Here is a 22,058-nt window from a genome sequence, read left to right as displayed (position 1 = left end):
TGGACCGGCACCCGGGCCGACCTGGTGTTCGGCTCCAACTCCCAGCTGCGCGCTCTGGCCGAGGTCTATGCCAGCGATGATGCCAAGGCCCAGTTCGTCACCGACTTCGTCGCTGCCTGGACAAAGGTCATGAACGCAGATCGCTTCGATGTCGCCTGATCTTCAGGAAAATCGCAGTTTATCAAAGACGCGGGGGCGACATCGGTCGCCCCCGTTTTCTTTTGCTGGCTTGCCGTTGCACACCCCTCGTCCACCACGCCCTGGGCGAGGCGAGGGTCCGCCATTCCTCGGCAGGGCAATCGGTGTCATCCGGGCGGCCAGTCTTTCCACCACCCGAACGAGCAGGATTTCTACCCGTCCGGGCGTTCCCAACCGAGGCAAAACGCGGTCTGCTAAGCCAACCAAAAATCCCCAGAACGAAGCATTCGGGGGAACAGGCGAAGGGCCGGTATCGGGCCTCCTGCCTGCGGGATCACCGCTAGACGAACGGGGGACGCCTTGGACGAGAGCAGGCCACTCAGTTTCCGCGAGGATGTACGCAGCCTGTTGTTCAGGCTGCTCCTGTCCGTCGTCAGCGAACGCGAGCCATCCCTGGCTGCGGTGCTGGCCGGCACCGAGCCACTGGATACGCTCGACAAGAAGCAACGCATCTGTGCCCTGCAGGCGACCGGGATCTGGTTCCAGCTGGTTGCCATCGCCAACGAATTGCTGGCCATGCGCGCCCGGCGCGAGCTCGAGCAGGTCGGCGGCGCCGACGAGATCGTCGGTTCCTTTTCCAATGTGATGGGCGAGATCGCCTCGGCCGGCTATCCGGCCGAGGAGGTGCAGGCCGCGCTCGACCAGTTGTGGGTCGGGCCGACGATGACGGCCCATCCGACCGAAGCCAAGCGCGTCACCGTTCTCGAGATCCACCGGCGCATCTATCGCAAGCTCACCGAACTGGAGCAGCATCGCTGGGCCCCGCGCGAGCGCGAGCAGCATGTCAACGATCTGGCAAGCGAGATCGAGCTGTTATGGATGTCCGGCGAGTTGCGGCTCGAACGCCCCTCGGTCGAGCGCGAAATCGCCTGGGGCCTCCACTTCTTCCGCGAGGTCATCTTCGAGGCGACACCCCGGATCTACGAGACGGCCCAGGAGGCCCTGGCGCGCCACTATCCGGAATATGACATCAAGGTGCCGCCCTTCCTGCATTTCGCCTCCTGGATCGGCGGCGACCGCGACGGCAATCCCAATGTCACGGCCAAGACCACGGCCTATGCGCTCGATGCCTGCCGCCAGGCCATCATCGGCTGGTATATTCAGCAGGTGCGCCGTCTGGTGACCGTGCTCAGCGTCAGCGCCAATGTCGTCGATATTCCGGAGGATTTCGGCCAGGCCCTGGAGCGCCTCCTGCGCTCGACAGGCGCGGTGTCGGCCGTCATGGCCCGCAACCCTGGAGAGCCCCTGCGTCAGTTCGCGGCAGGCATGCTGGAGCGCCTGCGTGCCATGCGCAGCGAATCCATGGCGGAGCCCTATACCCGCGCGGATGCCTTCAACGCCGATCTCGGCGAACTCGAAAACGTCCTCGTCAGGCTGGGCGGCTCCCTGACGGCACGGCGCCTCATTCGTCCCCTGCGCCAGCAGGTCGAGAGTTTCGGCTTCCGCACCGTCTCGCTCGACATCCGGCAGAATTCCACCGTGGTCAATCGCGTGCTGGCCGAGCTGTTCGGCCAGATCGCGGGAAGCGAGGCGCCGCAGCCGGAAACCGGCCCTTGGAGCGCGCGCCTGCGGTCCGAGCTGCAATCGGGCAGGAGGCCGGCTTTCGACCGGGCGGCCTTGTCGGACGAAGCCCGGGAATTGCTCGACCTCTTCGATGTCATCCGCGAGGCGTCCGCCGATCCGGGCACGGGCGCGATCGGTGCCTTTATCCTGTCGATGACGCGGTCCTGCGACGACCTGCTCGCCGTCTATCTCCTTGCGCAATATAGCGGGCTCGCCACCGCTTCCGATGGCAGCGGCACCATCAATCTGCGCGTGGTGCCGCTGTTCGAGACCATCGCGGACCTGCGTGCCGCCCCCGACATTCTCGATCAGTTGCTCGGCATTTCGATCGTGCGCCGATCGGTGCGCGAATTCGCCAACCGCCAGGAAGTGATGCTCGGCTACTCCGACTCGAACAAGGATGGCGGCTTCCTTGCGTCCAATTGGGAGCTGAGCAAGGCCCAGCGGCGCATCACCGCCCTCGGCGTCAAGCGCAAGGTCAAGATCAGCTTCTTCCATGGCCGGGGTGGTTCGGTCAGCCGCGGCGGGGCGCCCACCGGCCGGGCCATCGCGGCGCAGCCGGCCGGCACCATCGACGGGGTGATGCGCGTCACCGAGCAGGGCGAGGTGGTATCGTCGAAATTCGCCAATCGCGGCACCGGCCTCTACCAATTGGAGATCCTGGCGGCGAGTGTGTTCGCGCACTCGGTCAAGTCGCGCAACGAGAGCCAGCTCAAGGACAATCCCGAGTTCAACGAGGCGCTGGAAGCGCTCACCGGCATGTCGCAGGCTACCTACTCCGGCCTGATCCGCGAGCCGGGCTTCATCGACTATTTCAACCAGGCGAGCCCGGTCGAGGAGCTGTCGCTGCTCAAGATCGGCTCTCGGCCGGCCCGGCGCTTCGGCGCCCGCGACATTTCCGATCTGCGCGCCATTCCCTGGGTCTTTGCTTGGAGCCAGAACCGGCACCTGATCACCAATTGGTACGGCATCGGCAGTGCGCTCAACTCCTTCGTCAGCGTTCGCGGCGAGGCCGGACTCGACCTCCTGCGCCAGATGTTCGAGCGCTCCCGTTTCTTCCGGCTCGTCGTCGACGAGGTCGACAAGGGCCTCTACCAGACCGACATGGAAATCGGGCGCCTCTATGCCTCGCTGGTGCAGGACGGCGAAGTGGGCGAACGCATCTATCGCAAGATCGCTGCCGAATATGAGCTGACCCGCAAGATGATCGGCGAGGTCAATGGCGGGCTGGCCCTTTCGGAGCGGTTTCCCTCCTTCAAGCGGCATTTCGACCAGATCCGCCCGCAGATGGATGCGATCCACCGCCTGCAGGTCCAGCTCTTGCGTGAAGTGCGCGCCCAGGACGGCAAGTCCGCCAGCCCCAAGCGGGCGGTCAATGCCCTGCTGCTTTCGATCAACTGCATCTCGGCCGGGCTCGGTTGGACCGGCTGACGATGGTCATATCAGCGCCTCCGGGCGCCACAAGGGAGGAGTTTCATGGACAGCCCTGTCAGATCCGCTGGTACGGATACCGGCCATTTCTTTCACGATAACCTGGCCGAGGCCGATCCGGCGGTCAGCGGCGCCATCGGCCGCGAGCTCCATCGCCAGCGCGAGGAGATCGAGCTGATCGCCTCGGAAAACATCGTATCCAGGGCCGTGCTGGAAGCACAGGGCTCCGTCCTCACCAACAAATATGCCGAGGGCTATCCCGGGCGGCGCTATTATGGCGGCTGCCAGCATGTCGACGAGGTCGAGGAACTCGCCCGCGAGCGGGCGCGGCAGATGTTCAACTGCAGTTTTGCCAATGTGCAGCCCAATTCCGGCAGCCAGGCCAACCAGGCGGTGTTCATGGCCCTGATACAGCCTGGCGATACCTTCCTCGGCCTCAATCTGGCGGCAGGCGGACATCTCACCCATGGGGCGCCGGTCAACCAGTCCGGCAAGTGGTTCAACGTGGTTTCCTATGGCGTCGACCCGCAGACGCATCGCATCGACCTCGACCAAGTGCGGGACCTTGCCAGGACACACCAGCCCAAGGTCATCCTGGCCGGCGGCTCGGCCTATCCGCGCATCATCGATTTCAAGGCCTTCCGGGAGATCGCGGACGAGGTCGGCGCCAAGCTCTTCGTCGACATGGCGCATTTCGCGGGCCTGGTCGCCGGCGGCGTGCATCCCAACCCGCTCGATCATGCCCATGTGGTGACGACCACGACGCACAAGACCCTGCGCGGCCCGCGGGGTGGCATGGTGCTGTCGAATGACGAGGAAATCGGCAAGAAGATCAATTCAGCCGTCTTCCCCGGGCTGCAGGGTGGTCCGCTGATGCATGTGATCGCCGCCAAGGCGGTGGCTTTCGGCGAGGCGCTGACGCCCGCGTTCAAGACATACGCCGCCAATGTCGTCGACAATGCCAGGGCGCTCGCCGAGGCCCTGTCCTCGGGTGGCGTCGACATCGTGTCGGGCGGCACCGATACCCATCTGATGCTGGTGGACCTGCGTCGCAAGAACCTCACCGGCAAGGCGGTGGAGGCCGCGCTCGGCCGGGCCCATATCACCTGCAACAAGAACGGCATTCCCTTCGATCCCCAGGGGCCGATGGTCACCTCCGGCGTACGCCTGGGCACGCCGGCCTGCACGACCCGCGGCTTCATGGTCGAGGAATTCAAGGAGGTCGCCCGCCTCACATTGGCGGTGATCGACGGTCTCGCCGCCAATGGTGAGGCGAGCAATTCAGCTGTGGAAGCCGGCGTGCGCGAGGCGGTGCACAGTCTGCTCGCCCGCTTCCCGATCTATGACTGAGCGACAACGCAACGAAAGGCCATGGCGACTGTCAGCGCCATGGCCTTGTCCCGCCGTCGCCGGCTTGGGTTTCTAGCTGCGTATCCCCGACCGTGCCTGTGGGCTTCTCATGGCTGCAGCGCGATGTCGTCGGCCTTGGTGACGCGGGCGAGCAAGGGGAAAATGCGCTGGAAGGCGAAGGCGTGCATGTCGGCGGCGCGGCCCGTGCAGGCGTCTTCCGCCAGCACGACGGCATATCCGTGTTCGTGCGCAGCGCGGGCGGTCGACTCGACGCCGATATTGGTGGCGATGCCGCCGATGACCACGGTAGTAATGCCGCGCCGCCTCAGCTGCAGATCGAGCTCGGTGCCATAGAAGGCGCCCCATTGATGCTTGGTGACCCTGAGATCGGAGGGCTCGGCAAGACCCTCGGCCAGATCCGCCCAGCCTTCGGGAAATCCGCCGGGCGGCATTTTCATCGGCTGGTCGACGGGGGCCTTGAGGGCATCGCCGCGATCGGCGGAAAAGGCGACATTGACGAGAATGACGGGCGCTCCGGCTGCGCGAAAGCGCTGGGCGAGTAGACGTCCCCGGGCGAGCACATCCGGGCCGGAATAGGGCTCGGCCGGTGTAGAGACAATTCCATTCTGCAGATCGATCAGAATGAGGGCCGTGGTGCTGGCAGGCAAAGCAAGCATGGAACCATCCTTTCGCCGAGTTCCCGCCCGGCTCGCGCCGGATTGCGCGGTGGCAGGAAGGCGGCTATCTATTTGAGGAATTACTCAAGCATAGCATCTATTTGAGGATGGACTCAAATTTGTCAAGCCAGAAACGCAGAACCCTGGCGCCACAGCGTGAGGTCGGCCGCCAACGCGTGGCTGAACTTCTGGAGGCGGCGGCGGAGGTGATCCAGGAGCGTGGCTTCGAGGCGACCACGATGGCGGAGATCGCTCAGCGCGCCGATGCCCGCATCGGTTCGCTCTATCGTTTCTTTCCCAGCAAGGACGCGGTGGCGGACGCCCTGATGGATCACTATGCGACGGTTCTTGCTGGGGCCTATGACGCCGTGCGCGACCAGGCAGGAGGCGCCACGCCGGAGCAACTGGCGGACATTCTGATCGAACTCCTGGTGCAACTCCATCCCCAGGCACGTGCTGTCACGGCGTTGCTGGATTCCAGGACGGATTGGACGCAGATCCGCCTGCGCTTTCGCGCCCAGGCGCTCGCCGGCGTACGCGCCGCGCTGAAGGCCAACGCGCCGGGGTTGGCGGAGGCCGAGGCCGACGACATTGCCGCGGTGGTGCTCAACAATATGAAGACCATGGTCGGCATGATGCGCAAGGATGCGCCGACCACGCCGGGCGCGCCCGACCAGCTCAGATTGATGAACCGTCTCTATCTGGGGGCCAAGCTGACGCCGGCTCGGCCGTGACGATTGACACTCAAGACGAGGCGATGAACGGCAGATTTCTCCCGTGGCACAAACGCGTCATGCCCATGAAATCTTAAGCCTCTAGCCTGATTTTGCTTGTCAACGCGACGGAACGCGCCGCAAGTACGATCCAGTTTGAGGATGCCGCGTCCATGCGTACGAGAGTATTGCCCGTTCTGGCTCTCCTTGGCCTTGCCGCCGGCGCGTTCACGCCCGGCTCCCAAGTGCAAGCCGATGAACGTTCTCCCTATTCGGTGCTGAACTTCTCCTCGCAGCCCGACGCCGGTCCGGACTGGATCGTGACGGTGGGTGTCGGGACCCAGTACGGACCGACCTATGAGGGAGCCTCGAAAACCAGCGTCACCGTACTGCCCTCCGATTTCGACATCAGGCGGGCGGGGGAGGCACCCGGATGGGGCGCGCCTGATGACGCGTTCTCGTTTTCGGTGTTCGAGAGCCACGGCCTTGCCATCGGGCCCGCTGCCGATTTCCGTGGCGGCCGCTCGCGATCGGATGAGCGGGACCTCGCCGGGGTGCATACGGTGCCCGCAACGCTGGATGCCGGCCTGTTCATGGAATACTGGCTGATCGAGAACCAGTTGCGCGCCCGTGCGGAGGTACGCCAGGCCCTGCGGGCCGGGCAGGGGCTGGTCGCCGATTTCTCGGCCGATTGGGTGCAGCCCTACGACGCCTTCACCTTTTCGATCGGCCCGCGCCTGTCGGTCGGCAACGGCACCTATATGCGCTCTTCCTTCGGCGTGTCGGAGCGCGACGCCGCGCGCAACGGCCAGGTGATACCCTACGATCCCTCAGCCGGCATCAAGGCCTATGGCGCCCTGGCTTCGGTTTCCTACCAGTTTTCGCCGGCCTGGAAAGCGACGCTCTACGACAAGTTCGAGCGCTTGACGGGCGATGCCGCGGACAGTCCGGTCACGAAGCGTTTCGGTTCGCTCAACCAGAACACGGTCGGCCTCAGCCTGAGCTATTCCTTCGGCCTGAAATTCCGCTGAAGCGTTTTGCGATTTGGCTGTTAGGACGCCCCGCGCAAAGATCTGTGCCGCTCCGATGATGGTGATCACGGGCCAGCGTGGGATTGGGTCATCGGACTTCTGCCAGTTTGAGACGGGCTTCGAGGGCGGCGTGAGCTTCCTTCCTCTCGCTATAGCGGTCGGTGAGGTAATCGGAGGCATCTCGCGTCAGCAAAGTGAACTTGACCAGTTCTTCCATTACATCGACGACGCGCTCGTAATAGGATGAAGGCTTCATGCGGCCGCCGGGCGTGAACTCCTCATAAGCCTTGGCGACCGAGGACTGGTTGGGAATGGTGATCATTCGCATCCAGCGGCCGAGGACGCGCATCTGGTTGACCGCATTGAAGGATTGCGAGCCGCCAGAGACCTGCATGACGGCAAGCGTCTTGCCCTGCGTCGGGCGTACGGCCCCGATCGACAAGGGAATCCAATCGATCTGTGCCTTCATGATGCCGGTCATGGCGCCGTGGCGCTCGGGGCTGCACCAGACCTGACCCTCCGACCATTCCGACAATTCTCGTAGTTCGCGAACCTTGGGATGGTCTGCCGGCTCGGTGTCCGGCAGCGGCAAGCCATGAGGATCGAAGATACGGGTCTCTGCGCCGAAATGCTTGAGGAGCTGTTCGGCTTCCAGCGTCAGTAACCTGCTGTAGGAGCGTTCCCGCAGCGAGCCGTAAAGCATCAGGATGCGTGGCGGATGTGTCGACGCCTTCGGCCGCAGACGATCGAGCGAGGGGATTTCAACGCAATCAGCGGCGATGTTGGGCAGGTCGTTGATCATCAATTGCGTCCTTCCGCGGCGGTCGCAGAGGAACCCCGCTCATACCAATTCTTTGACCGGTTCACGATCCACACGACGGACAGCATGACCGGCACTTCGATCAGCACACCGACGACGGTTGCCAGGGCTGCCCCGGAGTTGAAGCCGAACAGGCTGATGGCGGCAGCAACGGCGAGCTCGAAAAAGTTGGAGGCGCCGATCAGGGCCGAGGGACCGGCGACGCAATGCTGCTCGCCTGCGACGCGATTGAGCAGGTAGGCAAGCCCCGCATTGAGATAGACTTGGATCAGGATCGGTACGGCAAGCAGCCCGATCACGAGCGGCTGGGCGATGATCTGCTCGCCCTGGAAGCCGAACAGCAGCACCAGCGTGGCGAGGAGCGCCAGCAGGGAGACGGGGCCGATGCGCGCGAGAAAACGTTCGAGCGCCGCCTGGCCTCCGGCAGTCAGCAGACGACGGCGGAGCCATTGCGCCACGATCACCGGAACGACGATGTAGAGCCCGACCGACAGGACGAGCGTGCCCCATGGAACGGTGATCGCCGACAGGCCGAGCAGCAGGCCGACGATCGGCGCGAAGGCGACGACCATGATGGCATCGTTGAGCGCGACCTGGCTCAGGGTGAAATGCGGCTCGCCCTTGGTCAGGTTCGACCAGACGAACACCATGGCGGTGCAAGGTGCGGCCGCGAGGATGATCAGTCCGGCAATATAGCTGTCGATCCGGGTCGCCGGCAGATAGGGCCGGAACAGCCAGCCGATGAACAACCAGCCGAGCAGCGCCATCGAGAAGGGCTTGATGGCCCAGTTGATGAAGAGGGTGACACCGATCCCCCGCCAATGCTGACCGACTTCGCGCAGGGCGGCGAAGTCGATCTTCAGCAGCATCGGGACGACCATCAGCCAGATCAGCACGGCCACCGGCAGGTTGACCTTGGCGATCTCGGCGGCGCCGATCGTTTGGAAGGCCGCCGGCATCATGTGACCGAGTGCGATGCCGGCGAGGATGCAAAGGCCAACCCAGAGCGTCAGGTAGCGTTCGAATGTGGACATGTCAGAAACTGATCTCGCGGGTCATGAGGACCGCGCTGGCGGGGCAAAGGGATGCGGCCTGGCGCGTTGCCAGGATCGCGGTCGGGGCTTCTGCCCGCTCCACCGGCTTGAAACCGGCGCGGGAGAAGAAGTCGGGTGCCGATGTCGTCAGGAGCCAGGCGCGCTTTGCTCCGGCCTGGTGAGCCCGGAACAGGAGCAGGGGCAGGATGTTGCGGCCGACCCTCGTTCCCCTGACCTCCGGCGACACCACGACCGAACGGATCAGGACGTGCTCACCCTGCAACTCATAGCCACCAAATCCGACTGGCCGGCCGTTGAGCGTTTCATAGGCGAAGAAGGTGCGGCCGGGCTCGGCAAGATCGTCGGTCGGCAGATTCGCCGCCTGGAGGCTTGCGACCAGGGCCGGATCGGTCGGAGCTACCGGAGCGTCTTTCAGGAAAGGCGCGCCCTCTTCCTTCTCGACCGCCGACGAGACTGTCATCGTAGGGAGGAGATCGAGCACGACGTCGGACGGCCGGCAGAGCCTCACGCCAAGAGGGCTGACGACGATGGGGCGGTTGATCAGGATGGGATGTGCGACCATCGCATCCAGGAGTTCGTCTCCCGTCAGATCAGGCGCATCCAATCCGAGTTCCGCATAGGGCGTGCCCTTCTGGCGGATGAGGCCTCGTACGCCGATGCCCATTTGCTCGACGAGTTGCGCCAGCAGGGCGCGTGAGGGAGGCGTTTTCAGATATTCGATGACATGGGGCTCGATCCCCCACTGCCGGATCAAGGCCAGCGTGTTGCGCGAGGTGCCGCAATCCGGGTTGTGATAGATGACGATGTGCATGCTCGCAGTCACGCTGCGCTGTTGCGGGGCGAGGTTGCCCCTTCGGATTGGCCGATCTCGACGAGCTGTGCCCGAAGCGAGGCCTTGTCCAGGCTGGAGACCGGCAGCGCTGTGAAGGTACCGATGCGGTTCTTGAGAAAACGCAACGCCGTAACGAAGGCCGTTTCCTTCTCGATGTCACTGCCCTCGACGCGGGCCGGGTCCTCGATGCCCCAATGGGCCGACATCGGGTGTCCGGGCCAGACCGGGCAGGCTTCACCGTGAGCGTCGTCGCAGACCGTGAAGACGAAATCCATCTGCGTGGCACCCGGCCCGGCGAACTCGTCCCAGCTCTTCGAACGCAGGTCGTCGACGGGATAGCCTGCTCGTTCCAGGCAATGCAGCGCGAAGCGATTGACGCTGCCCTTGGGCTTGCTTCCCGCCGAGAAGGCATTGAAGCGACCTGCGCCGTCCTTGCGCAGGATGCTTTCGGCCAGGATCGAGCGCGCCGAGTTGCCGGTGCACAGGAACAGCACATTGTAGGTGTGCGGGTCAGGCATGAGTGACATCCTTTCGAGGAGCACAACAAGCGGAGAGCGAGGCGACGGCAGGATTGCAGACTTCCGGGTGCCCCTGGCAGCAGTCGCGCATCAGGAACTCGATCAGGCCGGAGAGCGCCGGATAGGCCGCGCTGTAGAGGATCGAGCGCCCCTCCCGGCGTGACTCGACCAGGCCAGCCTGTTCGAGGTGGCTGAGGTGAAACGACATGCGCGAGGAGGAAGCTCTATCCATGGCCTCGCCGATCGCGCCAGCCGCCATGCCGTCCGGGCCAGCCGTCACCAGGAGCTTGACGATCCTGAGCCGCGTTTCCTGGGATAGGGCGGCGAAGGCATCGAGGGCTTGCTTTTCGTCCATCTTTATCTCAACATCTCAAGAATCATTGAAATGATGGATACACCACCATGAACGCTTCTACCAGCCCATTGATGATTGAATTTGGCGGCGATGCCTCGCTCGGCGGTTTCCTCGCTGCGTTGAAACCCCATGCCGGCAAGGCGCTGGTGCTGAATTATGGCGGGCGGACGATACGGCCCGGCTATCATGTCACCGAGGTCAAGGCGGGCGCGTTCGTCACCCTGGACTGTGGTGGCTCCCCGGATGCCTGGCGGGAAACGATCCTGCAGGTGGAGGACATCGAGGCGACCGCCGGCGGGGATTTCATGCCCGTCGCCAAGTTTGAACGAATCCTGCAGCGGGTCGCGGAGAGGGTGGACCTCGAAGCGGATGCCCGGCTTACCTTCGAGGTGGGCCAGCCTGGCGAGCCCATGCAGATATTCGATGTCGGTGCACTTGAAATCGCCGGTGGCGAGCAGATCGTCCTCAAACTCGAAGGGCGCCCGGCAATTTGCAAGCCGCGCCATCGGCTCGAGCAACCGGCCGGGGCGACGGCGTGCTGCAGTTCGAAAGCAAGCGGCGGCGGGTGCTGCTAGCACTGCAGTTGCGTCTGCATGAAGGAGCACGGGAAAAGGGGAGTGTCAGCCTCCACAGCTCCATCAAGTGATGGAGCGGGGCTGACATTCCAAATACCCTTCGAACAAAGAAGCAACTGTAGTACTAGGCCGAGCGCAGGCTTGCTCCACATTTTTCAGAATGAGTTGACGATCCGCCCGGCCCGCATGTCGGTGATCATGGTGTGGGCGTGATAATGCATCGCGCATTTGATCGCGTAGATCTGCATCACCACGGGCGATCGCCGTCGCTTGAGCATCGTCCACAGACGCTGGCGGTAGATTCGGCGCAACTCCTTCTGGGGCACCCGGCGCATCAGGCGCAGGAAGATGCCGGCGGCTTCGAGCATCCACATCAGATTGAGCTTGGCCAGGCGCAGGGGGTGGCGGCGCAGATGCCTGAGCCTGGAGCGTTCCGGCTCGATGCGCTCGTCGAGATAGAGGGCATCGAGACGATCGAAATAGGCCTCGGGCCGATGGAGGTCGGCCATCACATCGAGATAACCGTCGCGCAGCGCCTCGCGGCTGAAATTGAGCGGGATGACATTGGTGCCATAGATCTGGCGGTCGGTGGGATCGAGCCGCCCCTCCTTGGCGAGGCGGGCATAGAGGGGAGTCTTGGGAATGGCGGCGAGCATGCCGACCATGGCGTTGACGATGCGCGAGTCCTTGATGAACCGGCGCTGGGCCTCGAAGATGGTGGCATCGTCGCTGTCGAAACCCAGGATCATGCCGCACCACACCTCGATGCCGCTGCGCTGGATGGTATGGACCTTTTCCAGCATGCTGGCGCCCTTGCGCACGTTCTGCAGCTTCTTGGTCTCGCGCAGGGCGGCCTCGTTGGGCGTCTCGATGCCGATGAACACCACCCTGATATTGGCGTCGACCATCAACTCCATCAACTCGGCATCGTCGGCAAGGTCGATGGAGGCCTCGGTCACGAAGGTCATCGGATAATCATGCGCGACCTGCCAGGCGATGACGTCGCGCAGAACTTCCTTGATGGCCTTCTTGTTGCCGATCAGGTTGTCGTCGACGATGAAGGCGGTATCCATCCCGGTTGCCAGCAACGCCTCCAGTTCGGCGATGACCTGCCTGCTGGTCTTGATGCGTGGCCTGCGGCCGAACACCACGATGATGTCGCAGAATTCGCAGGTGAACGGGCAGCCGCGCGAGAATTGCACGCTGCCGACCGCATAATCGTCCATCTTCAAGAGATCGAAGCGCGGCACCGGCACCGTGGCCATGTCGGTCTTGTCGGCCTGTTCGTAACGGCGGGCATGGCGATTCTGGACCCAGTCATCCAGAAAGCGCGGCCAGCTTTCCTCCGCCTCCCCGACGAAGGTGACGTCGGCATCGTCGCCGAAATAGTCCTCCCGCACGGTGATCCAGGGCCCGCCGACCGCCACGAAGCAGTTGCGGCGCTTCAACTCGTCGAGGATCTCGCGCATGCGGAAACGCTGCACGATCATGCCGGTGAGGCCGACGATGTCGGCGCGAGCGCAGAGCTCGTAGTCGATCGCCTCGACGTTCTCGTCGATCAGGGTCACGGTGTGTTCGGATGGTGTCAGCGCCGCCAGCAAGGGCAGGCAGGCGACCGGCAAATTGGCCTTGGCATCGAACAGGGGCAAGGCATGTTCCAATCCCCAATAGGAAGCCTCGAAGCGCGGATTGATCAGCACGATATGGGCCATGGTCGTCACCGTTCAGTGGTGTTGAAGGATGTTCTTGCGGCTATTCCATCAGTTCGTTGCGTTCGAAGGTTTGCCCGGCGGCGAGCCCCCGGGGGGAAGAACTTGGCGTGCCGTTTCAGGCTGCGCTTTCGAGTTGCGTGTCTACGGTCGTAAAATTGCTTGCTGCCGGCGGGTGTCCGGCAGCGATATAGTCGCGCGTCGTCGGCAGGGCCTGGTTGGACTTGGCAAGCTGGATCTGGAAGACCACGAGGTCCTCGCAGCGGAAGGCGACTTCGGCGGCGGCGAGGTAATATTCCCACATCCGGCAGAAGCGTGCGTCGTAGAGCGCTTCTGCCTCGTCCCAGTGCGCCAGGAAGCGCTCGCGCCAGGCCTTCAGCGTCTCGGCGTAATGCAGGCGCAATACCTCCACGTCGGTGACGATCAGACCGGCCCGCTCGATGGCCGGCAGGATCTCCGAGAGTGAGGGAATATAGCCGCCGGGGAAGATGTATTTGTCGAGCCACGGCGTAGTGAAGCCGGGTTCGGCCGAACAGCCGATGGTGTGGAGCAGCATGACGCCGTCATCGGCGAGCAGCCGGGCTGCGGTCTTGAAGAAGGTCTCGTAGTGGGCAAGGCCGACATGCTCGAACATGCCGACGGAGACGATGCGGTCGAAACGGCCCTGGACGCTGCGATAATCGATCAGGTCGAAATGCACGCGGCCTTCGGCGGTGCCCTTGGGGCGTTCCCTGGCGAAGGCGAGTTGTTCTTCCGACAGGGTGACGCCGCGGACCTCGCTCGCACCCGCTTCGGCCATCGAGCAGGCGAGGCCGCCCCAGCCCGAGCCGATGTCGAGCACTTTGTGCTGCGGCCCGATTCGCAGCTTGGCGATGATGTGCTGCTTCTTGGCGGTCTGCGCATCTTCCAGGCACTGGCCGGGATATTCGAAATAGGCGCAGGAATATTGCCGGTCGGCATCCAGGAACAGATTGTAGAGGCGTCCGTCGAGATCGTAGTGATGGGCGACATTGCGCTTGGAGCGGCCCGGCAGGTTGCGTAGCCGGAACCGGCGCAGCCCGGCGCGGGCCCGATCGATGAGGCGCGCGGGCAGGGGATGGGTCTGGTTCTGCCCCTCGCGCAGGATGAGATGGATGAAATCGTAGATCGAGCCCTGTTCGACCAGGAAGCGCTCGTCCATATAGAGTTCGCCGAGCCGCATGTCGGGATCGGTCAGTAGAGCGATGACGCCCGCCCGGTCGGTCAGGCGGACAGTGACCGGCTCGCCGCTGCCGTCACCGAAGGCGAGCCTGGTTCCGGCGGGCGTCACCACCGTCAGATTGCCGCGGCTGACGATCCTCGCAAAGGCCCAGCGCAGGATGCGGTCCAAGGTGGAAGCCATCTTATAATCTCCTATTGGGCGACGCTAGGAACGCGGCCCGACCGTCTTGGAGACGGTGATCTCGTATTTCTTCAGCCGGTGCCAAAGGCTGCGCTCATTGATGCCGAGCAGTTCGGCCGCGCGCACCTGCACGCCCTCGGCCCGCTTCAGGGCCTCGACGATGAGCGCGCGCTCGAAGGCGGCGGCGACATCGTCGAGTTGAATGGGAAAATCCTGTGCCGTGCCGTTGCCCGGCTTTTCGGCGATGTAGGCCGGCAGGTCGGCAGCCGATATCACCGGGCTGCGGGCCGAGATCAGCGAGCGCTCGACGCAATTCTGCAATTCACGGATGTTGCCGGGCCAGCGATAGGCGGTCAGTACCCGGACAGCATCGGGGCTGAAGCGGATGTCGCGCTTGCCGAGGGTTGGCGCGAGGTCATCGGCGAAAAGGTCCAGAAATAGCGGGATATCCTCGGCCCGTTCGCGCAGGGGCGGCAAGGCGATCGGGAACACGGCGAGGCGGTAATAGAGATCTTCGCGGAACTTGTTCTCGGCCACCATGGCGGTGAGGTCGCGGTTGGTCGCCGCGATGATGCGCACATCGGCCGTGCGCGAACCCGTCGCGCCCACCGGCTCATACTGGCGTTCCTGCAGCACGCGCAGGATCTTGGCCTGCAGGTTGAGCGGCATGTCGCCGACCTCGTCGAGGAAGAGCGTGCCGCCCTCGGCCTGGGCGAAGCGACCGACGCGGTTGCTGACCGCGCCGGTGAAGCTGCCCTTCACATGGCCGAAGAACTCGCTTTCCAGCAGCGCTTCGGGAATGGCGGCGCAATTGACCGCGACGAAAGGCTTGCGCTGGCGTGGGCTGTTGAAGTGGATGGCGCGCGCCACCACTTCCTTGCCCGAACCGCTTTCGCCGGTGAGCAGCACGGTGGTGCGCTGCTCGCACACTTCGCTGATCGCGCGCAGCACCTTCTGGAAGGCGGGGGACTTGCCCACCAGCGTGTCGAACTTGTAGCGCCCCGCCAATTCCTGGCGCAGGCGCTCATTGTCGCGCAAGGCCTCGTGCAGGCGCAGGGCGTTGGCGAGGGTCGTCGCCAGTTCCTCCTGCTCGATCGGTTTGTCGATATAGTCGAAGGCCCCGTCCTTGATGGCCTGGACAGCGTCGCGTACCGTCGAATAAGCCGTCATGATCACCACCGGCATCGAAGGATGGCGGCGGTGGATCTCCGCCAGCAATTCCTGCCCGCTCATGCCGGGCATACGCAGGTCGGTGAGCACGAGATCGACGGGTTCCTGTTCGAGCCGTTCGAGCGCGGCGGCGCCGCTGCTTGCGGTGAGCGGACGATAGCCCAGCCCCTCCAGCACGCCGCTCAGCACGTCGAGCAGCTTGATCTCGTCGTCAACGAGCAGGATCGTTTGGGACATCGCCTGCCCTCCGTTGGGATGCGGGTATCACGAGTTCGAAAATGGCGCCGCCATGCGCGGCGTTGCGGGCCTCGATCCAGCCGCCATGGCCCTCGGCAACCGCGAAGACGCGGGCAAGGCCGAGGCCCGTGCCGCTGTCCTTGGTGGTGACGAAGGGATCGAAGATGCGGTCGATCAGCGTTGGCGGGATGCCCGGCCCGTTGTCGGCGAAGATGAAATGCACCTCGTCTCCTTCGCTGGCGATACGGATGTCGAGGCGCGGGCGAACGGCAAGACCGGGAGCCGTCGCCAGTTCGGGTGCTCCTTCCATCGCCTGAAGGGCATTGAGCACCAGATTGAGGCAGGCCTGGATCATCTGGTCGCGATCGACATGGATACGGACACCGCCGCTTTCGTCCTCGACATTGACGAGGACCTGCTGGTGCTCGATCTCGCTCTGGCAACTGCCGAGAACCCGGTCGATCAGATCGATGGGAGCCAGGTCCATCATGCGTTGCGGCGGCCGGGCAAAGGCCAGGAAGTCGCGGATGAGCTGGTCGATCCGGCGGACCTCGTCGATGACATAGCCCAGGCGCCGTGTCTCCACCTCCGACAGGTTGGCGCTGTTCTGCAGCAGTTCGGCGGAGGTCTTGATGATGCCGAGCGGATTGCGCACCTCATGGGCGAGTCCGGCGGCGACCTCGCCGAGCGTGGTCATGCGCTCGCGCCGTCTGAGCTTGGCCTCCATCTTGCGCAGGCCCTCCAATTGCTGGGCCATCGAGTTGAAGGCGACGGACAACTGGCCGAGCTCGTCATGCCGGCGGGTCGGCACGCGCTGGGTGAAATCGCCCTTCGCAATGGCGTTGACGCCTTCCGCAAGGCGGATGACCGGGCTGGTGAGCAGGCGCGACATGATCAGCCCGGCACCGAGCGACAGCAGCATGCCGAAGGCAAAGATGGCGATGAACAGGTTCTTGCTCGTCACCCAGTCGGCAATACCCGAGTCCGAGCTGAGGCCGCAAAACAGCACGCCGATGAGATTGTTACCGTCACGGATCGGCGCATAGATGCCGATGGACGTATCCTCGCCATCGATGTCGGCGGATGTATACTCGTCGGCGGCATTGCCGGCGACCTCGGCCAGCGTTGCCGGGGGCAGGGCCACTGATGTTTGGCCGCCGGAGGCGTAGACCTGCGTGAACTGACCATTGACCTTGTAGTAGAGGCGAACGGTCAGCGACGACAGCGCTCCCATATTGGCGACGAAGCTCTGGTCGACCAACGTGCCGATCAGCACGTGGTAGCGCTGGCCCTGATAGTCGAAGGTGCTGGAACCCGCTGCCATCAGGGTCGGCGTACCGTCGATGACGTCGAGATAGAGCTTCTGGCCCTCGCCGAAGGGCACGCTGGTGATGTTGGTGGCGGGCTTTGAGGAGAAGACGACCCTGCCTTCATTGTCGGAGATCAGCAGGAGATCGTAGCCGAGCGCGTTGATCATATGCGACACGGCCGGCGGCATCTCGCGCGACTGCCCGGTGACGAGGGCGGTCAGGCTGCCGTTCTCGGCGAGCACGTCGGCGATGCTGGCGGTTTCCCTGCGCTGGTCGAGGATGTTGGCCACGAAGAAGTGCGAGGTCTGGAACAGCCAGGCCTCGACATTGTCCTCGAAGGTGGTGGAGACGACCTGCGTGGCAAATTTGGTCGCGATCAGCATCGGGATGACGCTGATGATGACGAACACGCCGACAAGCTTCCAGCGTATCGACCGGCTCCACCACTTATAGAGAACGGTGAGCATCGTCACCCGTCGCCTCCTCCCATGACGACCACCCCTGCGACGATCAGGCCGATGCCGACCAGGCGCCAGGGTGTGAGCTCTTCACCAAAGACGTAGTGGGAGGCGATGGCAACCACCAGCATCACCACGGCGGTGAGGGGAAAGCCGAAGCTGAGCGGAATGCGATCGAGGATGACCATCCAGGCCGAGAAGGCCCCGAGATAGGCGAAGACACCGACGATGACCCAGGGATTGCTTGCCGCTTGCATGAGCCAGGCCAGGCCGAATGGCAGATGCGCCAGCGCCTCCCCGCCGATCTTGAGGGCAAGCTGCGAGGTGGTCTCGAACACCAGCAGGAGCAGCCACGCGAACAGGGTATTGCGGTAGCCTGGGCGCATGGTGGAGATCGCGTTGGTCATGCCGCTTCCTTCACGAGATTGGCGATCGCGGGATCGAAACGGTCCAACCGCACGAATTTGGCGACGACTTGCAATATGGTGTTAATTGCCGCGTTGCGATGGCGGAAATATTGCCAATTGGGCTGCAAGCGGCAGCCCAGACGCAGCTTGGGGCCGTAGAATGCCTGGCCGCTCTGATAGACGGGGATGCCGCGCTCGATGCAATAGCGGACATTGTGCAGCCAGCTGTTGAAGTAGAGACTGAATTTCGGAACGACGGCGTAGTTCATGCCGATATATTTGTCGATCAGGCGGTCCGCCGTCTCGATCACGAAATTGAAGGCGACCAGCTCGCTGCCGTGCCAATAGAGGAAGACGCTGGCCTCGGGGGCCAGGAAGCGCAGCAGCTGCGGGAAATAGTCCGGCGGCAGATATTCGAATTGGAGGTCGCTATGGGCGACCGTCTGCTCATAGAGGGCGGACACCTCGCTTATGACGTCGTCGATCTGGCGACGCTGCTCAACGCGGATATCCTTGAAGGCCTTGAGCTTGCGCCGCATGTCCTTGCGGGTGGCCTTGCTCAGGCTTTCGAGATAGGCGTCGAAATTGCCATAGGGGAGGTCGAGCACGGCCGTCGGCAGGCCGGGCAAGCGGGTGAAGCCGTTCGGCGCAAGCGCGCCGCGCCACAGGCCGTCGTCGCGGGAGGGGGCGTCCTTGATGCCGAGCAGGCCATAGCGCTTGGCCGCGCCGAATTCCTGGAGCGCAGCGACGATACGCCTGAGCAGCGCGGGGCGGTCATAGGCCGGCACCTCCGGTGCGAAGCCGAGATGGCAGATTTCAGCAACCGGCGAGCCGAAGGCGATCAGGCGCAGCGACAGCAGGGCCGGCAGCAGGCGATGGATCTGGTTGGTGATCCGCTTCAAGACGCCCTGCACGGTGGTGTCGAGGCGATACTCGGTGCCGAAGGCCGGTACGACCGCAATCAGGCGGCCATCGTCGCGGATGGCCGTGTAGTACCAGGTGAAGCCGGGAGGCCCGGCTTCCTCGCAGGCGCGATAGAAGGCCCAGTTTTCCGGGTCGGACGGAAAGCAGCGGTTCCAGTCCGCGCTGTCGAAGGCGGTGATCGAGTTTTCGACGACGGCGGTGAGCGTCATGATCGTCCTCGATTGAGCGCCAGGCTCAGGCTGGGCGCAGCAAGCCGGCGAGGCTCGGTGCGCTTGAGAAAACCGACGGAATGATCGATCACCAGCTCCCGCTCCTGGTCGAGCGTGATCATGTGGTAGCTGTTCTCCAGCAGGATCTTCTCGACATTGCCGCCAAGATGGGCCGCCAGATAATTGGCATTGCGGATGCTGGTGACGTCGTCCTCGCGGGCGTGCAGGACCAGGACCGGCGTGCGCAGGGCGGGCAGGCGCGGTTTCAGGTCCCGGATGAGGTAGAGAAGCTGGGCAAGGCTGCGGCCGGGCATGTAGAGCAGGCCCGCCTCTTCGCTGCGGCCGGATTCCATGGCGGCCTGCACCCTGGCCCGCAGCCGGTCGTCCTTGATGCCGTAGGGAAAATTCTCACGGAAGCGGAAGAAGCGTCCGAGCCCGAGCAGGATCGCCACATGCAAAAGCACGCTGCCGCGCGGCACGCTCCAGCCGTCATAGAACATGGTCGGCGAATAGAGCAGGCAGCCGGCCACCCGGTCGGACCGGTGGGATGCCACCAGCAGGGCCAGCAGCGCGCCCATCGATAGGCCGCCGACGAACACGGCGTCGTGGTCCTGGCGGATCCGGTCGAAGGCTTCGAGCGCGCTGGCGAGCCAGTCCTTCCAGCCGGTTGCGGTGAGATCGGCCTCGCTGCCGCAATGGCCCGCAAGCTGCACGCCATAGACCGAATAGCCGGCCCGTGCGAGGCCCTTGGCGACCAGCTTCAACTCGGTCGGCGTGCCGGTCAGCCCGTGGATCAACAGAATGGCAGTCGGGCCGCCAGCATAGTGAAAGGCATGGGGCTGGGCAGTAGACGGAGAGCTTTCGGCCTCGGGCTGGCCGATCGGGGTGTGGACATTCATGTCGAGGTCCCCACAATGGCGACGCCTACGGCGATGAGGGCGGTTCCGAGCCAGCGCCGACGCGATACCGGTTCCTTGAGGATGAAGCGGCTGGCGAGCGCGATGCCGCAATAGGAGAGGCTCGCCAGCGGGAAGGCCAGGCTCAGCGGCATGCGTGACAGCACGAACAGCCAGGCCCCGATCTCGATGGCGTAGGTCGCCACGCCCAGCCAGATCAATGGCGTGGTCGCGACCTTGAGCCAGACCGGCCGCGAGGAATCCCCGCCCGTGACGCCGTCGAGGCCCGCCTTGAAGCAGAGCTGGCCGACGACGTCGCACAGGATCGTGCCGAAGAGGACGAGAAGGGCGAAACCGTTCATAGGGCAGCCTCGAAGGCAGCAATCAGCCGCTCGTTGGTATGGGCATTGACGGAGAGATCGGGCGCCGCCTCGACACGCGGCTGGTCGAGCCGGGATTCGATGAGCTTGAAGGGATTGCGATGGCGGATCGGCGCGTATTCGCCGCAGATATCGGCACCGACCACGCTGAAATTGGCTGCCAGGCGTCGGATGGCTTCGATCAGGCGTTGCAGCGGCAGTCCGCCCTGGTCCCAATTGGTCACGGCTTCGGTCGGCGGCAGCACGTCCTTGTCGATGGTGATCCAGATCCGCTCGGTCGACACGCGTTCCATCAGGGCACAGAGGAAGTCGCCCCAGTCCTGGTCCACCAGGTTGTGCCAGCGGATCAGCCCGTCGGCGGCGACATGCCCGGCGCCGCTGCGGACGGCCTTGCGGGTTTCCGAGGGACCATGCCACCAGGGAAAGAGTTCCAGCCGTCCGTTCGACAAAGCCTCCAGATTGGCGCCCTTGCGGTCTGGACGCACGAGATCGTCGCTGCAGGGGCCGATGGTGACGACGCGCTGGACATGCGGCAGAGCGAGCGCCTCGTTGACCCAGGATCCGCAATGGCGGCGGGGCATGGTCCAGCACCAGTCGGGGTGATTGTCGAAATGGAGCACGGTCAACGGCCCCGGAGCGGAGGCAATGAAACTGGCGGTAAGGTGATGGAAATCGCCGGAACCGACCAGCGTCAGCGCCGGTCTCGATGAGGCCGACAGGCTGGCCCAGAAGCTCTCGAAGGCGGCATAGGTCTGGCGGCGCGCCCATAGGCGCAAGGCCGGCCCGAGCGAGCGCAGGTCATGCAGGACAGCCTGGCCGGACTGCAGGCGCCGGGCGATCGGCCCCTGGCTGGGCAGGCTGCCGTCGAGATCCAGGACCCGGATCGGCATCATGGCAGCACCCTGCCGGGGATGCCGGCTTCGAGCAGGACGGTTTGCTTTTCCTGTCCGAGAAAGGCGCCGCTGGGAGCGTGTGTGGGCAGGTCGGCCAAGCCGGCGACGCCGAGGTTTGGCAGCCGCTCGGCCAGGAGCCGAGTGACCGCGGCAAAATCCGCATAGGGCAGGTGCACGATGCCGTTGGCCCGGCAGTGCTCCCGCAGGCCTGCCTTGGCAAAGACGAGGTCGACGACCCCCGCCGCGCAGTAGTCGGAACGTCCGTCGCCGATCAGGATGGTAGTGTACGCCTCCGCGCTGCCGGCCGAACGCACGGCTTCGCATTTGCAGGTTCCGGCCGCGGAATGACAGGCCGGAGAGGCATGCGGGCTGAGCATGGCATGACGATCCTCGGCCAGGAACATCAGGCGATTGGCGATAACCGGCAGGTCTCCTAGGCCGACGCGCGACAGGATCCGCCGGATGGCGTAATCGAGGCCGTCACTGACGATGATCGGCTCGATGTCATGGTCTCGGCAGAAGGCGACGAAGTCGACGAAACCGGGATCGATGTCGATGGCGTCGAGCAGATGATCGAGGGCAGGGCGGCTGCATTGCAGCAGCGCGACCTGACGGGCCATGCAAACGGCGGAACCGATCAGGCCCGCCTGCCACTGGGCTTCGATGTCGCGCCAGCCGGGTGCCGCAAAGGCTTCCAGCAGCACGTCGGTCACGTCGCTTGTCGCGATCGTTCCATCGAAGTCGCAATATATCCGATACGCCATTTCACGATCCGCCGGCAGGAGATTTGCCTCCTTCATGGCAAGATGCATGCCAGCCAGCTTTGCGCGGCCGCGAACCGGTGTGCTGGTCTTCAGACCGCCATGGAGACAAGCGCCTGCCGGCAAAAATGCCGATCTGGAGATCGGCACACCACCTCGATTTCCTCGGCTTCCTCCAAATTGCGAGCTACAAGTTTTGTAGCTC

General features: G+C 64.1%; 21 protein-coding genes and 2 pseudogenes. 6 read left to right on the top strand and 17 right to left on the bottom strand.

The window, feature by feature from the left end:
• The 3 genes from BA190_RS36925 to glyA all read left to right on the top strand — a co-directional run.
• On the top strand, nucleotides 1-159 hold a 159-nt coding region (locus tag BA190_RS36925), incomplete at its 5' end, for a catalase (peroxidase I)-like protein (RefSeq protein WP_202908508.1).
• A gap of 339 nt (nucleotides 160-498) precedes the next feature.
• On the top strand, nucleotides 499-3,192 hold the full coding sequence (locus BA190_RS22540; protein WP_068292566.1) for a phosphoenolpyruvate carboxylase: 2,694 nt from the start codon (nucleotides 499-501) through the stop codon (nucleotides 3,190-3,192).
• Between the two features lie 45 nt (nucleotides 3,193-3,237).
• Nucleotides 3,238-4,542, top strand: coding sequence for a serine hydroxymethyltransferase (gene glyA, locus BA190_RS22535; protein WP_068292563.1), 1,305 nt, complete (start codon nucleotides 3,238-3,240; stop codon nucleotides 4,540-4,542).
• A 107-nt stretch (nucleotides 4,543-4,649) separates the two neighbouring features.
• Here the strand turns inward: glyA and BA190_RS22530 are convergent, their stop codons facing one another.
• Nucleotides 4,650-5,219 carry a hydrolase gene (locus BA190_RS22530; RefSeq protein WP_068292560.1) on the bottom strand — a complete coding sequence of 190 codons (570 nt, stop codon included), beginning with the start codon at nucleotides 5,217-5,219 and terminating at the stop codon, nucleotides 4,650-4,652.
• A 176-nt stretch (nucleotides 5,220-5,395) separates the two neighbouring features.
• Here BA190_RS22530 and BA190_RS22525 point away from each other — a divergent pair, with 176 nt between their 5' ends.
• Nucleotides 5,396-5,953, top strand: coding sequence for a TetR/AcrR family transcriptional regulator (locus tag BA190_RS22525; protein WP_202908507.1), 558 nt, complete (start codon nucleotides 5,396-5,398; stop codon nucleotides 5,951-5,953).
• A 152-nt stretch (nucleotides 5,954-6,105) separates the two neighbouring features.
• Nucleotides 6,106-6,963 carry a MipA/OmpV family protein gene (locus BA190_RS22520; protein ID WP_156771659.1) on the top strand — a complete coding sequence of 286 codons (858 nt, stop codon included), beginning with the start codon at nucleotides 6,106-6,108 and terminating at the stop codon, nucleotides 6,961-6,963.
• A gap of 88 nt (nucleotides 6,964-7,051) precedes the next feature.
• Here the strand turns inward: BA190_RS22520 and arsH are convergent, their stop codons facing one another.
• From arsH to BA190_RS22495, 6 genes and pseudogenes are all read right to left on the bottom strand, one after another.
• Nucleotides 7,052-7,765 carry an arsenical resistance protein ArsH gene (gene arsH, locus BA190_RS22515; protein WP_068292554.1) on the bottom strand — a complete coding sequence of 238 codons (714 nt, stop codon included), beginning with the start codon at nucleotides 7,763-7,765 and terminating at the stop codon, nucleotides 7,052-7,054.
• Entirely contained in the window at nucleotides 7,765-8,817 is a 1,053-nt protein-coding gene (gene arsB, locus BA190_RS22510) for an ACR3 family arsenite efflux transporter (RefSeq protein ID WP_068292551.1), read from the bottom strand. Before arsB ends, arsH begins: the two co-directional genes overlap by 1 nt.
• A gap of 1 nt (nucleotide 8,818) precedes the next feature.
• A pseudogene (arsN2, locus tag BA190_RS37245) lies at nucleotides 8,819-9,214 on the bottom strand (arsenic resistance N-acetyltransferase ArsN2); the annotation flags it as partial.
• A gap of 48 nt (nucleotides 9,215-9,262) precedes the next feature.
• Nucleotides 9,263-9,649, bottom strand: a pseudogene (gene arsC / locus BA190_RS37240) (arsenate reductase (glutaredoxin)); the annotation flags it as partial.
• Nucleotides 9,650-9,657: 8 nt separating this feature from the next.
• Complete coding sequence (locus BA190_RS22500; protein WP_156771658.1) at nucleotides 9,658-10,188, bottom strand: arsenate reductase ArsC; 531 nt, start codon at nucleotides 10,186-10,188, stop codon at nucleotides 9,658-9,660.
• The gene (locus BA190_RS22495; protein WP_068292543.1) at nucleotides 10,181-10,543 is read right to left on the bottom strand and encodes a helix-turn-helix transcriptional regulator; all 363 of its coding nucleotides are present in this window, start codon (nucleotides 10,541-10,543) and stop codon (nucleotides 10,181-10,183) included. The genes BA190_RS22500 and BA190_RS22495 overlap by 8 nt, the downstream gene beginning before the upstream one ends.
• Nucleotides 10,544-10,590: 47 nt before the next feature.
• Between BA190_RS22495 and BA190_RS22490 the strand changes: the two genes are divergently transcribed.
• Nucleotides 10,591-11,118: a DUF6428 family protein gene (locus BA190_RS22490; RefSeq protein ID WP_068292539.1), complete on the top strand. Its 528-nt coding sequence runs from the start codon at nucleotides 10,591-10,593 to the stop codon at nucleotides 11,116-11,118.
• Nucleotides 11,119-11,273: 155 nt separating this feature from the next.
• Here the strand turns inward: BA190_RS22490 and BA190_RS22485 are convergent, their stop codons facing one another.
• From BA190_RS22485 to BA190_RS22440, 10 genes are all read right to left on the bottom strand, one after another.
• Entirely contained in the window at nucleotides 11,274-12,830 is a 1,557-nt protein-coding gene (locus BA190_RS22485) for a DUF4070 domain-containing protein (protein WP_068292600.1), read from the bottom strand.
• Between the two features lie 115 nt (nucleotides 12,831-12,945).
• A complete protein-coding gene (locus tag BA190_RS22480) occupies nucleotides 12,946-14,208 on the bottom strand; it encodes a cyclopropane-fatty-acyl-phospholipid synthase family protein (RefSeq protein ID WP_082979963.1) in 1,263 nt (420 codons plus the stop codon).
• A 24-nt stretch (nucleotides 14,209-14,232) separates the two neighbouring features.
• A complete protein-coding gene (locus BA190_RS22475; protein ID WP_068292537.1) occupies nucleotides 14,233-15,615 on the bottom strand; it encodes a sigma-54 dependent transcriptional regulator in 1,383 nt (460 codons plus the stop codon).
• On the bottom strand, nucleotides 15,590-17,392 hold the full coding sequence (locus BA190_RS22470) for an ATP-binding protein (protein ID WP_068292534.1): 1,803 nt from the start codon (nucleotides 17,390-17,392) through the stop codon (nucleotides 15,590-15,592). Before BA190_RS22470 ends, BA190_RS22475 begins: the two co-directional genes overlap by 26 nt.
• A 2-nt stretch (nucleotides 17,393-17,394) precedes the next feature.
• Nucleotides 17,395-17,790, bottom strand: coding sequence for an EamA family transporter (locus BA190_RS22465; RefSeq protein ID WP_068292531.1), 396 nt, complete (start codon nucleotides 17,788-17,790; stop codon nucleotides 17,395-17,397).
• Nucleotides 17,787-18,923 (bottom strand): GNAT family N-acetyltransferase, encoded by a 1,137-nt coding sequence (locus tag BA190_RS22460; RefSeq protein ID WP_068292528.1) that lies wholly within the window; start codon nucleotides 18,921-18,923, stop codon nucleotides 17,787-17,789. The genes BA190_RS22465 and BA190_RS22460 overlap by 4 nt, the downstream gene beginning before the upstream one ends.
• Nucleotides 18,920-19,822, bottom strand: coding sequence for a carboxylesterase (locus tag BA190_RS22455; protein WP_082979962.1), 903 nt, complete (start codon nucleotides 19,820-19,822; stop codon nucleotides 18,920-18,922). The genes BA190_RS22460 and BA190_RS22455 overlap by 4 nt, the downstream gene beginning before the upstream one ends.
• On the bottom strand, nucleotides 19,819-20,181 hold the full coding sequence (locus BA190_RS22450) for an EamA family transporter (protein ID WP_068292525.1): 363 nt from the start codon (nucleotides 20,179-20,181) through the stop codon (nucleotides 19,819-19,821). Before BA190_RS22450 ends, BA190_RS22455 begins: the two co-directional genes overlap by 4 nt.
• Nucleotides 20,178-21,092, bottom strand: a complete 915-nt coding sequence (locus BA190_RS22445) for an arginase family protein (protein ID WP_202908506.1) — start codon at nucleotides 21,090-21,092, stop codon at nucleotides 20,178-20,180. The genes BA190_RS22450 and BA190_RS22445 overlap by 4 nt, the downstream gene beginning before the upstream one ends.
• The gene (locus BA190_RS22440; RefSeq protein WP_162275182.1) at nucleotides 21,089-21,856 is read right to left on the bottom strand and encodes an MtnX-like HAD-IB family phosphatase; all 768 of its coding nucleotides are present in this window, start codon (nucleotides 21,854-21,856) and stop codon (nucleotides 21,089-21,091) included. Before BA190_RS22440 ends, BA190_RS22445 begins: the two co-directional genes overlap by 4 nt.
• Nucleotides 21,857-22,058 lie beyond the last annotated feature (202 nt).

Origin of the sequence: Labrys sp. WJW (assembly GCF_001676615.1) — a bacterium.
In the GTDB taxonomy this organism is placed as follows: domain Bacteria; phylum Pseudomonadota; class Alphaproteobacteria; order Rhizobiales; family Labraceae; genus Labrys; species Labrys sedimenti.
The sequence above is the reverse complement of the archived record's forward strand: the minus strand, read 5'-3'. Positions and strand labels throughout refer to the sequence as shown.